The organism is Labrenzia sp. VG12, assembly GCF_002237595.1.
In the GTDB taxonomy this organism is placed as follows: domain Bacteria; phylum Pseudomonadota; class Alphaproteobacteria; order Rhizobiales; family Stappiaceae; genus Roseibium.
Window position 1 is genome coordinate 5409464 of record NZ_CP022529.1, and the last position, 14004, is coordinate 5423467.

Below are 14004 nucleotides of genomic sequence, written 5' to 3' on the forward strand. Positions count from 1 at the left end.
CGTGTTACCAGCAAGGTGAGGCGGAAGGTCACACCCAGGCGAAGGCTTTTTCCAGAAAGGCCTTGCCACCACCGGACTGCCAGACACCATGGGCCATGATGACCTTGTCCGGGTTCCAGGCGAGGATCTCGGACTTGCAGGCGCGCGCCTTGCGGCGGTTGAAAAAACTGAGCCGCCATTCCAGGGGCGCATAGCCCTTGCCTTCGACGATGCCCCACAGCCCGGCGATCCAGCGTTGCCAGGGTTTCCAGTGCCGGTCCAGAAAGCCCTGCGAAAAATGCTCGCTGAGATCAGCCAGGACAACGGTTGCCGACGGCCGGTGAAAAAAGACGACTTCATCCATGACCGGAGACCCGGAAAACCGGACCATCTTGAAAACATCCTGCCAGTCGGCCGGCACCTCATCCTTTAGTGCGGCCTCGAACGCAAGATCCGTGCGTTTGTCGATGGTGCTTTGCGGGCCCCAGAGCTTCGCGCCCGGCCACGCTGCTTTCCAGTCCTGTAGGAAGAGGTGATGGATCTTGTTGGGGCTGACCAGGTGTCTCGGCCGGCCGAGGGCCTCGACCTGCCGTCTGACATCGTCTGTCAGCGCGATTGGCGACCAGACCCAGAGACCCCCATCCGGCAGCCGGGCAATCACACAGCGGGTCGGATAGGCAAAGCCATAAAAGGAGACAGTCTCTCCTTCCAGGATCCAGATGTCATCGGCAACCTGGATCGGGGCCCCTGTCATTATTCTGCGAGCACTCTTTGAGTCGGGAAGACAATCTCTACCAGAGTGCCCTGGTCCGGCGTGGAATCGATATGGAAGCTCGCCCTGTTGGCTTCCACCAGCGCCTTGGTCAGAGGCAGGCCGAGGCCGGTGCCACCACCGCGGCTGGCCGTATGCAGCTGGCGGAACGGTTCAAGCGCAGCGGTCAGCTGTTTTGCCGTCATGCCCGTGCCGGTGTCCCGCACCCTGAGCGCAACCTCGCCATTGCTTTCCAGGGCTGTCGACAGGATCACCTGGCCTCCGGACCGGTTGTACTTGATGGCATTTGACAGGAGATTGAGCACGATCTGGCGCAGCGAGCGCGGATCGGCAACCACATTGGGAACCGCCTCCGGGAGGCTGGCCCGGATGATGACCCGTTCCCGGTTCGCCTGCGGCTGCATCAGCGCCACGCATTCATTGATGACATCGCTCGTCGATACGGCAGAGAATTTGAGATCCAGCTTGCCGGCTTCGATCTTGGACAGATCCAGAAGGTCGTTGACCAGGCTCATGATGTGCGAACCGGAGGTGCGGATGTCCTTCAAATAGTCCTTGTAGCGATCGTTGCCGATCGGCCCGAAACGCTCTTCCATCATGACTTCGGAAAACCCGATAATGGCATTGAGCGGCGTGCGGATCTCGTGACTGATCTTGGCCAGGAAATCCGACTTGGCCGAGCTGGCATCCTCGGCCTGGCGCTTGGCCTGGGTGAGTTCTTCCTCTGCCGTCTTCCACTGGGTGATGTCGCGCAGGACAGCGCAATACTTGGCGTCGTCCTCCGCTCCGCTGATCCGGCCCATGGTCATGAACAGCGGGATCAGACCGCCCGCCGGGACAGAGCCCAGCACTTCGCGGCCGTCATTTAAGATGCTGGCCACCCCGTTGCGCGACAGGCCGTCCAGATAATCGGCCGCGGCCCGGTGACTTTCGGGTGCCAGGAATTCGGTGAAGGGTGCACCGATCATGTCGGACCTGTTGGCGCTGAACAGAGCTTCTGCCGAACCGTTCACCTTCAGGATCGTGCCGTGCTGGTCCAGCACCAGAACGCCGTCGGTGGCCGTTTCCAGGATCGTGTCCATTTCGGCGATCTGGCTGTGGGCATTGTCCAGTTCCGAGCGGACTTCCGCAAAGAAGTTGGGCGAAGTCGGCGCGGCCGGAGAAGAGGCCGGGGGCGACTTGCGCTCGGTGATGGAGATCATCAGGCCCCGGCTGCCGTTCCAGGGCACCGAATGCATATGCGCATCCACGGTGAGAACACCACCATCGGCCAGGCGCAGTTTCATCGCCTCGTCGACCTCGCCGTCCATGCCGGCGGCATCGGGCAGTTCTTCCGTGTCGTCGATGAACAGCGCTTCCAGGCCGCCGACCTGCGACAGCTTGGCGATCGACTTGTAGCCGATCATGGCGAGCAGCGCCTTGTTAGCATAAAGGACTTCACGGTCGTGCACGATGGCGATGCCGATTGGCAGCCGGTCAAGCAGGCTCGGATCGATCGGACCGGCTTCCGGCACCTCCGGTGGCAACTCGTCTTCCGGCTCTTCTTCTGCCTGTTCGGGTTCGTCGAAATCCTCCAGGTCGCCCTCAAGCCGTGCCCCGAGCGCTTCTGCGATCTTGCGGAAGGCCGCTCTTTCGGGCCGGGAGAGGCCTGACGTGTCGACGGGCACAACGCGCGGCTTGACGGTTGCCAGCGGAATGACTTCACCGGTCGTCGGCCGCTCCGGTTCAGTTGTTTCGGAGGGGGCGTCTGCCGCCTGGTCTTCCGTTTCAAAGGCAGCGGTCTCTTCGAAGAACTCGCGCTCATCCGCCGCCATGCTGTCTTCGTCATCGGCGGCATCGGGCTGCAGGATGTCGTCCAATTCTGCCGTGGCGGTCGTTATGGCGTCGTCTTCGGCCTCAGCGCTCTCTTCCGCTGCACCTTGCTGAAGCTCCGGCTCTTCCGGTGAGCCGTCGCTGTCTACCGTTGCCGCAGCGTCCTCGCCTGTGTTGTCGTCTGCGGGGTGTTCCGCAGTTTCATCCGCCGACATTTCGGGCTCGGCCGACGGCGCGGTTTCAATGTCCTGCTGCGCTGGTGTTTCCTCGTCGAAGAGGTCACGGGATTTCTTCTCTGCTGCCTTGTAGGATTTTGCCAGTGATTTAACCGCGCTTTCGATCTCCGCGGGCGCAAGCGTCGCCGGACCGGAGATCCCGGATGGTGCGTCTTCGCTGGGCGTCGAAGGGGCGGCCGGTTCAGCGTCCGTGTCCCCGGTGATCTCTCCCACGGTTTCTTCGGCGCTCTCCTCGGCTGTCTCGGACGTTTCGTCGGTGGCCTCGATTGCCTCGGGCTGAGAAGGCGCCGCGTCGGTCACATCAGTGTCGGTATTGAGGTCAGTGGTATCTGCCTCGTCCTCCACGTCGTCTTGAGCCTCGGTTGCCGTCGCCTCCGGCTCTTCGTCAATGTCTGCGAGCGTCTCATCAAGCTCTGCTGTTTCCGTCCGGCCGCTCTGCAAGGCTTCCAGCTTGGAATCCAGCGCTGCTCCGGGCAAGTCGGCTGCTGTATCTGCGCTTTGCGTCTCAGCCGGGGAAGCGGCAGCCTGCGCTTCACCGGTCGTCGTCTCCGCCGCCTCCGCTTCGGTGGCCGCAATGGCGGGTGGCGTTTCCGGTTCAGCCGGTTCTTGCGGCTTTTGTGGCGATTTTCCCGTAAACTTGGCAAGGGAACCGACCAGGGCAGCAGCGCTTGCGCCAAGGAAGGTCTTGCCGGCCAGAGAGTCCGGTTGTGCCGGTTTCAGGTCGTCCACAGAGGCTTCAGCTTTCGGCGCGGGAGCGTTCTCAACCGTTTCCGCAGACGTATCTGCGATGTTCTCGCTGCTCGTTTCCAGGCTCGCCGTGTCGTCAGCCCGGGTCTCGAGTGGAGCCTCGAGTGCGTCCTCGGAGCCGTCGGCTCCGGTCTCCTCAATGTCCGGCTCCGAATCGTATTCGGCCGTTTCGGCCAGTTCAGGGGTCTCCTGCTCGATCGACGCTTCTTCGTCGGAGGGAGCCTGATCCGTCGGCTCTGCGTCGACAGGGTCTCCAACGAGTGCTGCAGCGGCGGGCCCGGTAGAAGTGGTCTGACTGTCGGCATCCGGAACCGCATCGGCCGTGCGGCAAACGCCAAAGCCGCGATATCCTTCAAACTTGCGGTTCCGGTCGAAGGCGGGCAGGGCGGCCATGTCAACGGGAACGCGCAATGCGGCGCCGCTTACCGGCCAGTCGACGGTCTTGCCGCTCCAGGTGTCCCGCCGGTCGAGCGCCCTGGCAATCTGGTTACGCGGGTCGAGATCGAACCGTTCCGCGACCTCCACCCAGGTCTGACCGACAATGTCGGTCGCCTCGGGACCAAGCACGTCGGCGAATTCATCTGAAAGGAAGGTGAAACGCTGGTCGATATCCATCTTCCAGGCAAACCGAACGGGGCGTCGGCGGGGCTGGAAGACGAAGCCGCCTTCGTCGCCGGATGCCGTCTCAACCCCAGGTGCTTCTTCTGCCTCTGAAAGGCTCTCGGCCGGCGTGACTTCATCCGTCTGAGCGACCGCATCCGCATCCAGGGCTTGCGAAACGGCAGACGCCTGGCTGTCTTCCTCTTGCGGCGCGTCTTCAAGAGGCTCTGGCTGGTTCGGCAGGTCATCTTCGCTGGAGACAACCTCTGAAGGGAGGTCTTCCGCCTCCGGCTCTTCAAGCGCGGCGTCTTCCGGTTCCGTTTCCTCGGTCCGATCCGAAGTCTCCGGAGTATCCATGTCCGATGAGGCACCATCCAGGTGATCTGTGCCTGCATCAAGCTCCGGCTCGGCATCGTCAGCCCGGACCCAGGCGCTTTCTTCGTCGGCCTTCAGCGTTTCCGCCTCACTGGTCTCCTCAAGCGTCGGCGCGTTTAGGGTATCCGCTGCCGTGCCAGCCAGCATTGCAGCGCCTGCTGCGACAGATTGATCCCTCAGGTCATCATCCGCGACAGTGTCTTCAACAGCCTCATTGTCCAGCACAGTGAGCCTTTGCCGATCGGAAACTTTCAGGACAACCCCTTCGTGATAGGTCCCTTCCAGCTCGATCGGCCCGAACAGCGCCGACTGACCGGCGGGCAGTTCGAGGTCTTCCGGCGTTCCGGTGAGCGCACCAAGCTGTTCGACAACCATGCCACCGGCGCTGACAAAGACCGTCGATGTTTCGGACCCCAGCAAGTGGGCAAATCCGGTCAACGGATCTTTTGACGCGATCAGGCCTTTGTCGCCGCAGACGATCAATGCGGCGGCCTCGCCCGTTTCCAGCTCCAGGCGCTTGCACTGGCAGGTCAGCAGCATGACCCTGAGACCACGGTAGAAGCGCAGCCGGTCGATGGAGAACTTGTCCGTCTGGCCTGCCTCGGCGATGCGCGCGATATGCGGCCTTGCGGGCGACCGCTCAAGGGCCGTCAATCGGATCAGGTCCTGAACCGAATGGGCCGTAAAAAAGGCCGCACCGGCGCTGTTCGCCCACAGGACGCGCGCGCCGTCGGCCGAAAAAAGCCAGGCAGCTTTCTTGTCGGCTACAAGCTGAACCAGATCTTCCCTGGCAGACAGGTCCAGAAAGGATTGGGTCTGTTCGTCCATGGCTCTGCTCCAAACGGGTCGGCGACCCCTCATTGATCAGGTGCGCGGCGCCGGGTTTGCCTGCATTGGTAAACACTCCGTTAATACAAGCAAACGCTTACGCCGTCCACGTAAAGCAAGGTTGCTAAAGGGGTTACGTGAAGGCGTGGTTAATCTGTCTGGTCAGGTTTGCCGGATTGCCATCTGCATGTTACGAATTTTTGGCAAGGAAGGAATTCAGGAATACCGCCTGACACCTTTCGTCGACCCGAGGAGCGCCGACATGAGCACAGACAAGACTGGTTTCGAAGTCCCCGAACAGATGCGTGATTTTGCCGAAAAGAGCGTCGATCAGGCCCGCAAGGCCTTTGACGACTTCATGGGCGCCACCCACAAGGCCGTCAGCAATGTTGAAGACAGCGCGTCCGCCGTGCAGGCCGGCGCGGCCGACGTCAACAAGAAAGCGCTGACCTATGCTGAAGAACATGTCAACGCGGCTTTCAAATTCGCTCAGGAGCTGGTCAAGGCCGGCAATGTGGAGGACATGATGAAGCTGCAACAGGACTATCTGCGCAGCCAGATGGAATCCCTTGGCGAACAGACACGGGAATTTTCCAACACGGCGACCAAGGCCGTTCAGGACGCCACCAAGGCAGTGCAGAACAAATAAGCGGTTGCGGGGCGGTGCGGGATCCATCGGTCCCGCATCTTTACGTATTGTATCGCATTGCGATATGCGTGTTTTGGTTGTATTTCTTGCATTGAAACCACTGAAATGCCCGTTGTTCCTTCCTGAGATGGATGGCCGATCCCAAGGCTGAGACACCACTTGTGCTACGTCGGCACGCGGCCAAATGGCCTGTCAGGTTCGGAAAGTCCAGCATTCCCCTTCGGAAATTTTATTGTGCAGCGCAAAAAAATGTTGCAATGCAACAAGAGCTGCACTATGTAGGGGATGCGGATGACGACAGGGTCCGCCGGCAGACAGTTCGGCGGAGACAAAATTCACCAGTGATCGCATCCGGCCTCAAGGAGATGAGATCATGACTGACACCACCACTGCATCGGCCAAACCGGCCCCGAAATCCCGGACCACCAAAGCCAAAGCCGCTCCGGCAGCTGCTGGCGTTGCTTTCCCGGACTTTGAAGCATTTGCAATGCCGAACATGGAAGTTCCGGCTGTCTTCCGTGAAGCCACGGAAAAAGGCATCGAGAACGCTCGTGAAGCCTACGCCAAGGTCAAGACCGCTGCTGAAGACGCGACCGACCTGATGGAAGACACCTTCGAAACGTCCCGCCAGGGCGTTGTCGAGTTCAACCACAAGGCTGTCGACGCTGCCAAGGCCAATGCTGACGCTGCTTTCACCTTCATCAAGGACATCATGTCCGTGAAGAGCCTGGCCGAAGCCATCGAACTGCAGTCCACGTTCGCACGCAGCCAGTTCGACGCTCTCAGCACCCAGAGCAAGGAAATGCAGGAACTGGCCACCAAGCTGGGCACCGACGTTTCCGCTCCGGTCAAGGAAGCCATGGAAAAGTCCTTCAAGGACCTGAAGGTCAACTAATCTGAGTTTCGCCGCACTTTTGCGGCAGACGGATTGAATGCCCGGGGCACGGCCCCGGGCATTTGCTTTTCAACAGGCTGAATTTTCCGAAAATTCACGCTTGCCGGTTCCGCTAAATGGCGTTAGAAGACGCCCTTGCAAATGGCGCCCCGGACAGGTAATGTCCGCGCCACTTTGACGACCTTAGCAGACGTAGCTCAGTTGGTTAGAGCGTCGGATTGTGGCTCCGAAGGTCGGTGGTTCGAATCCACTCGTCTGTACCACTTCTCAAAATTTCACGTTGATAGGCAGTGATTGCTGCCGTGCGGAATTGTGTGCCTTAGGGGACTCAGGCTGAATGTTCCTGAACGTCGTTGAGCTTCAAAGGAGCACACAATGTCCTATACTGATCGACCGGGTTTGGGGGCGCGTCTGGTACGTCTGCCGGGCCAGTTGCTCCTGGCGCTGGTCAATGCCACCGCTCTGTTGGTGATTGTTGCCTGCGTGCTGGTGATTGTCGTTCTCAACCGGGTCGATACCGCTGGCGAACGCATTGCCGGGACAGTGACCGACGCAGCGCTGGCGCGACTGGAGGTTTCGCCGGCTGAGTTCAAAACGCGCCTGGAAACGCTCGACAGCCGGATAACAGGCCTTTCGGAACAGTTGAAAAATCCGGATCTTTCCGACCACTGGGAAGTTAGCCAACAGCTGAAAGACCTGAACGGCAATCTGGCGCAGATCAGGCTGGCTGCCGAAGGTCTGAGTGCTGCCGGACCGGATGTCACAGCGACAGCATTCGAACAGGCCGGCAAGCTGCTGACCGGCAGCCTGTTCGCGCTGAGGGGCTGCGAGGTGCCGCAAACGGTCGACGGCCCGTCCGGCTGACGGACCGCGGGACAACGCAAGCTCTCTACCCCTGAAAGACGTCCGCCCATTCGGGGTGTTTCTGAGACTGTGCCTTCACATAAGGACAAAGCGGGATGATCCTGACCTGTTTCTTGCGCGCGTCCGCCACCAGTCTTTCCACCAGCGCCTTGCCGACGCCCATGCCGCGCATGCTGTCGGGAACGCCGGTGTGGTCGGCGATGATCAGATGATCGTTGACGACGGAGAAGGTCAGCTCCGCCGGGTCGCTCACTCCGTCCAGCCTGGCAACGTATCGGCCCTTGGCGCCGTCCTGTTCCAGGGTGATCGACGGGGACGGTGTATCGGACATGGGAAAGTCTTCCTGTCAATTGATGGGGGCAGGCCCTGGTGTTTTACGAGCAGGGGGCGGGCCCGGTTCAACTTCGTCATCCTGAGGAAGACCGTCAGGTCCGCCTCGAAGGATGGGCAGCAAACTGGAGAGCAAGTGTCCAACCCTTCGAGACGCCGCTGTCACGGCGCCTCAGGATGACGTCGATGAGGAAGCCGGGTACCTGGTTTTCCAGGCGCCAGCATTTTTCCTAGGCTTCCAGGTCGAACAGCAGGAATTCCGCGTTTTCCTGGGCGGTGAGCGAGATGGCGCCGGCGTCCAGCAGGCCAAGCCCGTCCCCGGCAGAAAGCTGCTGGTTGTTGACGCTGAGCTTGCCTTTCACGATCTGCAGCCAGACCTTGCGACCGGGTCTGATGTCATAGGCAAGGCTCTTGTCGGCGCCGAGCAGCGAGGCATAGAGATCGACATCCTGATGGATGACCACCGAGCCGTCGCGGCCATCGCGTGAACCGATCAGGCGCAGGGTGTTCTGCCGCTCGTCCTCGGCAAACGCCTTTTGCTCGTAGCTCGGCTGAAGCCCGTCCTGCTCCGGTACGATCCAGATCTGCAGGAAGTGGACCGGCTCCGTGTCGGAGTGGTTGTACTCGCTGTGGCGGACACCGGTGCCGGCACTCATGCGCTGCAATTCACCCGGGCGGATCACCGAGCCGGTTCCGATGGAATCCTTGTGCTCCAGCCCGCCGGAGACAACATAGGAGATGATCTCCATGTTCTGGTGCGGGTGGGTCGGGAAACCGGCACTCGGCGCGACCCGGTCTTCGTTGATGACGCGCAGGGCACCGAAGCCGATGTAGTTCGGGTCGAAATAGGAGCCGAAGGAGAAGGTGTGCTTGCTTTTCAGCCAGCCAAAATCGGCATCGCCGCGAGCTTCGGAGGGACGCAGTATCTGGTTCATGATTCAATCCTTTCCCAATTCGATGGCACGGAGACGTCCATGCGCTGTTGGGCCTAAGATTGGCGCTGCTAGTTCGATTTACAATTCCGTCAAATTTTGACGATTAGTCATCGATTTTTGAACAATCCTATTGAACAGACCTGGGGGCCACCGCCGTAAGCCTGTTCCGCTCGGCAATCTGGCGCGCGGTTTTGCCATTGGCTGTCACGGCGTTCCCGGCAGGATCAAACGCGACCTTGAACGTGAAGGCGTCCGGCGACGGGCCTTCGTCGCCAAGAAGTTCAAAGCGGTCAACGGCTTCGTCCCAGTCCGGCTGGTGATTTTCCGGCACCCACCACAGGACATAGGCCGGATAATCCGTGTGGTCCTGCATGAAGTCGGGCCCCTTTTTCAGGATCTCGGCATGTGGTCCCCGGTAGATAGCGGCCAGGGCCGTTTCAAGGTCTTGCCAGAGAGAGATGATTGAGGGCGCCCAGCCGTCACCATTGTCCTGCCAGTATTTCGGATAGACCTGCTCGCCCCAGCTGTCCGGTCCGGGTTCGTCCTCGTAGCCGGACCGCGCAATGAAACCTTCTGAGCGTTCCATCGCCGCCCAGACACCCGGCTCCGACGTGTGAAAGATCTCGACATCGGGATGGTCCGCACGGGTGCGGAACTGTCCGAACACGTAAATCGCAAGCCAGTGGCCGCTCATTCTCGCTCCCCTCCCAGAAACGTCAGCAAAACTGTGTCGGTATTTGCCGCCGAGTTCAAGATGAAGGCCAGGGAGAAAACAGATTGTCCGACAAGCCGGCTGGCATTTTTCCCCAGCCTGGTCTAAGCGCAGGGAACACCGCCGCCAAGCGCGGCACGATTGAGGAGACGCGCGTGGAAGATCTCAGCCTTTTCTCCCTCGGCCTTCTGGCGGCAGCCTTGCTGGCAACCGGCGTGGTGGCGGGGATTATTGCCGGCCTGCTCGGCGTTGGCGGCGGCATCGTCATCGTGCCGGTGCTCTATTACATGTTCACCGCGCTGAAGATCGATCCGGCCGTCCTGATGCATGTGGCTGTCGGAACGTCGCTGGCAACGATCCTGGCAACCGGAACCTCGTCCGCTCGCTCGCACTACAAGCGCGGCAGTGTCGACATGGATCTGCTCAAACGCTGGTGGTGGGCGATTGCCATTGGCGTGATTGCCGGTGCGACCCTTGCCGGCAACATCTCCGGTGGTGCGCTGACGCTTGTCTTCGGTGTGGTGGCGCTGGCAGTCGCGGCCAACATGCTGTTCCGGAGGGACGGGTCGCATCTGGCTGAAAAGCTGCCCGGCTCGCCCGTGAAGGAAGTGCTCGGCTTCCTGATTGGCGGCATTTCCGTGATGATGGGCATTGGCGGGGGCACGCTCGGCGTGCCGACGCTGACCCTGTTCAACTATCCGATCCGCAAGGCCGTTGGCACGGCCGCCGCGATCGGCCTGATCATCGCCGTTCCGGGCACGCTGATGTCGATCTGGTTCGGGCTCGGTGCCGAAGGTCTGCCACCCCTGTCCCTCGGCTATGTCAACATCATCGGCTTTCTGCTGATCATCCCGGCCTCGACCCTGGCAGCGCCGCTTGGCGCGAAAATTGCCCATACGATCGATCCGTCCAAGCTGAAACTGGTGTTTGCGCTGTTCCTCGGCTTTACCGGTCTGCGCATGATCTACGGTGTGCTGGTCTGAGAGTTCCGGAAGGTTGTGTGACGGGAACAGCGTCGCTGATAGGTGGATCAAAAGGTTTTATTGGTGCCGGGCCGATCAATCAGCGATACTCGCCGTTCTTGACAAGGTGCCCATGAAGGCACCCGAAACCCTTGGAATGAAATGCTGAAGAAGAATGTCACCATCAGCCTTGAGGGCTGTGTGCGGGGGGCTGCGCTGTGCTTTCCGGCGGCTCCCGGGATCATCGCGCTCAGCGTGGTGTTCGGCACGGTTGCCGCACAGAAGGGCCTGACCTTTCTGGAAACGATCATGATCAATTCGCTGGTCTTTGCCGGCGCCAGCCAGTTCGTGGCCATGGAAGTCTATGGCAGCCCGCTGACCTGGGGGCTGGTGATCGCCATGATCGGCGTGACCGCCGCGGTCAACATGCGCATGCTTCTCATCGGCGCGAGCCTTCGGCCCTGGCTCGGTCAGGTGCCGGCCTGGCAGACCTATCCGGCGCTGTTCTTCCTCACCGATCTCAACTGGCTGCTGGCAATCTCCGAATATGAAAAAGGCACGCGCGACTGGGGTGTCTATCTTGGCGGTGGCCTGTTCTGCTGGTCGATCTGGTCGCTGTCGGTGGTGCCCGGTTACTTCGCCGGCAGCCTGATTTCCGATCCGAAGGCTTTCGGCCTCGATGTGGTTCTGCCCGCGTTCTTCGCGGCGCTCCTGGTGCCGCTCTGGAAGGGAAAACGCCAGACCTACAGCTGGATGGTAGCTGGTGGTGTCGCCTGCCTGACCTGGTATCTGGTGGGGGGTTACTGGAGCATTTTCACTGGTGCCGTTGCCGGTGCAGTTGCAGGAGCTTATCTGGATGACTGAGGGGCTCTTCACTGCCGATGCAATGTTCGTGACCGCCGTATTCGGCATGGTCGCCGTCACCTATGCGCTCCGCGCGGGCGGCTACTGGGTCATGGGGCGCCTGCCGATCACCCCCCGTGTGCGGCGCGGACTTGAGGCATTGCCGGGCGCAATCATCGTCTCCACCATCCTGCCGATCGTCTTGCAGGGGGGGCTGGCCGTGGTGTTGTGCCTGGTGGTGGCAATTGCCGCTCAGGTCCGGCTCCGCAAGGAATATGTCGCCGTATTCTGCGCGGTCGTGGCGGCCGCCGCCCTGCGGGCCGCAGGGCTATAGGGACAAGCTGCCGCGTGCGCGCGCGTGCGTGGTGGCCCTGTCGGAACTGGCGTCGATTTCTGTCCATCTCATCCTGCCGGTCTCGTACCCCAGCTGGATGTCGACCACCTCTTCGGTAGCATCGGACGCATCGTCGGTACGGGCGGCGATCCGCGCCTTCAGCACCTTGGCCGGCGCGGAGAGCCACAGCCCGGTAAACCCGGCCTCGACCCTTGCGGCTACCTTCGCGATATGATCTCGCTCGGTTTCAGCGGCAAAAACAGCATCGAAAATGGCGGAATGACCGGCGGCCAGAACGGCCTGCACGGCATCGTCCAGAGCCTGATAGACACGTTGCGACGCCTCCAGCGTGTAAGCCTCGGGCGGAGCCTGTTCCGTCTCTGAAATGTTGAGAAGACGCTTGCGCATGACATCGGTCCGCAGGACGCGGGCGCCGGGTGCCCGGCCGATCTCTGGCGCCAGCGCATAGGCAAGTGTCGTCTTGCCGGTGCCGGAAAGACCGCCGATTGCCAGCAGCTGCGGTTGGGAAGGCTCCAGAAATGCAAGTGCATAGCGGAAATAGGCCTTGGCCTGGTCCTGCTGTGCCTGTTTCTGCTGCGGGTCGGATTGCGCAAGGGCGGCGCTGGCCGCGATCTTGGAGCGGATCGCCGCGCGCATCATCATGTAGAAGGGCAGGGCAGCCAGGCCCTCCGGGTGCGTATCGAGCCGGGTCTTGTCCAGGTAACGGTTGAACACACGGTTGGCAGACCCGGGTTGGCCGCGTTCCCAGAGGTCCATTAGCAGGAAGGCAAGATCGTAAAGCACATCGCCCGTGGCGATGGCATCTGAAAACTCGACCGCGTCAAAGAGAACGGGCGCCCCTTCGATCAGGACGATGTTGCGCAGATGGGCATCACCGTGACAGCGGCGGACGAGGCCCTGCTCGCCCCGCCGCAGAATAAGTTCGTGGATCGATGACAATACGCGTCGCGACTGCTCGCTCAGGTGGCGCACGTCTTCGGCGGGAAACAGCTCGGGATGTTCGTGGAAGGCGGCTTCGTTCTGGTCGACATAGCTGGCCAATTCACTGTAGAAACCCGCGCCGTCCCGCAAAGGGGCTGCGTGATGGGCCGCCACCATCATGTCGGCGAGCTCGTCCGACAGGGTGTCCTGGAAAGGTCCCTTCGACGCCAGGACGTCGAGTTCGTTCCGCCGTTCGAAACGGTTCATCTCCACCACCCACTCGATCGGTTCGCCGGTCCCGCCTAGTGAAAGCGACCCGTCGCCTTCGCGCGTGACCGGCAGGGCCTGACGGTAGATCCGGGGCGCATTGGGCTTGTTGCAGGTGATTTCCGCCTTGCAGGCGTCTTCTCTCAGGGCAAGCGTCGAATAATCGAGAAACGGAAAACGGATCGCCCGCTTGACCTTGTAGGCCCTGAAACCGACCAGAAAAACGATGTTGGCGTGGGTATCGATCCGCTTGATGTCGGGACGCTCCGGATCATCGGACGGCAAGCTGTTGAGAAACGCGAGTGCTTCGTCCTGGGAATGCGCCTGATCCATGTTCCGTCCTTTTCCTGCCGCCTCGCCAACATGCCGCATGGACCCTGCCAACTGTTTGATCCTGCTCAATGTGCAACAACGCGGGTGTGACACATATTTGGTCTCAAAGCCAAACGGGAAAATGACAAAGGAGGGCTTTATGAGCGACCATCCGGGTTTGAAGAAGATCAGGCTGAACCTGGCCAGGACCAAGGACTATCCGCAAGGCTCGGCCCGCCACGGTTATGAGTTTACCGCGCCGCTGGACGAGACAGGCCATATCGACGCGGGGCTCTGGAAAAAGGAGCGCGATCATTGTCGCGTCCGTCGTTTCTGGGGCGATGAAGTCGAGGAAATCGGTCACCTGATTCACCGGCCGGGCGGTTCCTGGGCCTTCCACTATGACATTGACGGCGATGACGACGACGAGGCGGGCTACCGCTTCGGCACGCACGCCTTCAATCCGGGGGAGTATGTCTCCATCAAGGACGAAGACGGCGACCTGCACACGTTTCAGGTTGTGACGGTCCAGTCCATCTGACGACCGTCAGACACTTTTTTCCAGAGGATTGGGCACCGGGAAACCGGTGCCCTTTCTTTTTGCAGAGGA

General features: G+C 60.9%; 13 protein-coding genes and 1 tRNA gene. 8 read left to right on the forward strand and 6 right to left on the reverse strand.

The window, feature by feature from the left end; all coding sequences use genetic code 11:
* Positions 1-28 precede the first annotated feature (28 nt).
* A complete protein-coding gene (locus CHH27_RS24965; protein ID WP_094074011.1) occupies positions 29-733 on the reverse strand; it encodes a DUF4336 domain-containing protein in 705 nt (234 codons plus the stop codon).
* Positions 733-5349 (reverse strand): ATP-binding protein, encoded by a 4617-nt coding sequence (locus CHH27_RS24970; RefSeq protein WP_094074012.1) that lies wholly within the window; start codon positions 5347-5349, stop codon positions 733-735. The genes CHH27_RS24965 and CHH27_RS24970 overlap by 1 nt, the downstream gene beginning before the upstream one ends.
* Positions 5350-5611: 262 nt before the next feature.
* Between CHH27_RS24970 and CHH27_RS24975 the strand changes: the two genes are divergently transcribed.
* The 4 genes from CHH27_RS24975 to CHH27_RS24990 all read left to right on the forward strand — a co-directional run bounded on the left by CHH27_RS24975 (position 5612) and on the right by CHH27_RS24990 (position 7757).
* The gene (locus CHH27_RS24975) at positions 5612-5998 is read left to right on the forward strand and encodes a phasin (protein WP_094074991.1); all 387 of its coding nucleotides are present in this window, start codon (positions 5612-5614) and stop codon (positions 5996-5998) included.
* A gap of 373 nt (positions 5999-6371) precedes the next feature.
* Positions 6372-6893, forward strand: coding sequence for a phasin (locus CHH27_RS24980; RefSeq protein ID WP_094074013.1), 522 nt, complete (start codon positions 6372-6374; stop codon positions 6891-6893).
* Positions 6894-7079: 186 nt separating this feature from the next.
* Positions 7080-7156: transfer RNA gene (locus CHH27_RS24985), tRNA-His, on the forward strand.
* A 112-nt stretch (positions 7157-7268) separates the two neighbouring features.
* The gene (locus CHH27_RS24990) at positions 7269-7757 is read left to right on the forward strand and encodes a hypothetical protein (RefSeq protein WP_094074014.1); all 489 of its coding nucleotides are present in this window, start codon (positions 7269-7271) and stop codon (positions 7755-7757) included.
* A 25-nt stretch (positions 7758-7782) separates the two neighbouring features.
* Here CHH27_RS24990 and CHH27_RS24995 read toward each other — a convergent pair whose 3' ends face one another.
* The 3 genes from CHH27_RS24995 to CHH27_RS25005 all read right to left on the reverse strand — a co-directional run bounded on the left by CHH27_RS24995 (position 7783) and on the right by CHH27_RS25005 (position 9716).
* Positions 7783-8088 carry a GNAT family N-acetyltransferase gene (locus tag CHH27_RS24995; protein ID WP_094074015.1) on the reverse strand — a complete coding sequence of 102 codons (306 nt, stop codon included), beginning with the start codon at positions 8086-8088 and terminating at the stop codon, positions 7783-7785.
* Positions 8089-8317: 229 nt separating this feature from the next.
* Positions 8318-9022 carry a pirin family protein gene (locus CHH27_RS25000; protein WP_094074016.1) on the reverse strand — a complete coding sequence of 235 codons (705 nt, stop codon included), beginning with the start codon at positions 9020-9022 and terminating at the stop codon, positions 8318-8320.
* Positions 9023-9149: 127 nt separating this feature from the next.
* Positions 9150-9716 (reverse strand): DUF3291 domain-containing protein, encoded by a 567-nt coding sequence (locus CHH27_RS25005; protein WP_094074017.1) that lies wholly within the window; start codon positions 9714-9716, stop codon positions 9150-9152.
* Positions 9717-9889: 173 nt separating this feature from the next.
* On the opposite strand from CHH27_RS25005, the gene CHH27_RS25010 reads away from it, so the two are divergent.
* The 3 genes from CHH27_RS25010 (at position 9890) to CHH27_RS25020 (ending at position 11873) form a co-directional block, all read left to right on the forward strand.
* The gene (locus tag CHH27_RS25010; protein ID WP_094074992.1) at positions 9890-10717 is read left to right on the forward strand and encodes a sulfite exporter TauE/SafE family protein; all 828 of its coding nucleotides are present in this window, start codon (positions 9890-9892) and stop codon (positions 10715-10717) included.
* Between the two features lie 141 nt (positions 10718-10858).
* Positions 10859-11560 carry an AzlC family ABC transporter permease gene (locus CHH27_RS25015; protein ID WP_094074018.1) on the forward strand — a complete coding sequence of 234 codons (702 nt, stop codon included), beginning with the start codon at positions 10859-10861 and terminating at the stop codon, positions 11558-11560.
* Positions 11553-11873 (forward strand): AzlD family protein, encoded by a 321-nt coding sequence (locus tag CHH27_RS25020; RefSeq protein ID WP_094074019.1) that lies wholly within the window; start codon positions 11553-11555, stop codon positions 11871-11873. Before CHH27_RS25015 ends, CHH27_RS25020 begins: the two co-directional genes overlap by 8 nt.
* Here CHH27_RS25020 and CHH27_RS25025 read toward each other — a convergent pair.
* Positions 11868-13415 (reverse strand): bifunctional aminoglycoside phosphotransferase/ATP-binding protein, encoded by a 1548-nt coding sequence (locus CHH27_RS25025; RefSeq protein WP_094074993.1) that lies wholly within the window; start codon positions 13413-13415, stop codon positions 11868-11870. The genes CHH27_RS25020 and CHH27_RS25025 overlap by 6 nt on opposite strands.
* Positions 13416-13554: 139 nt before the next feature.
* Here CHH27_RS25025 and CHH27_RS25030 point away from each other — a divergent pair, with 139 nt between their 5' ends.
* Entirely contained in the window at positions 13555-13935 is a 381-nt protein-coding gene (locus tag CHH27_RS25030) for a hypothetical protein (protein ID WP_094074994.1), read from the forward strand.
* Positions 13936-14004: the final 69 nt, after the last annotated feature.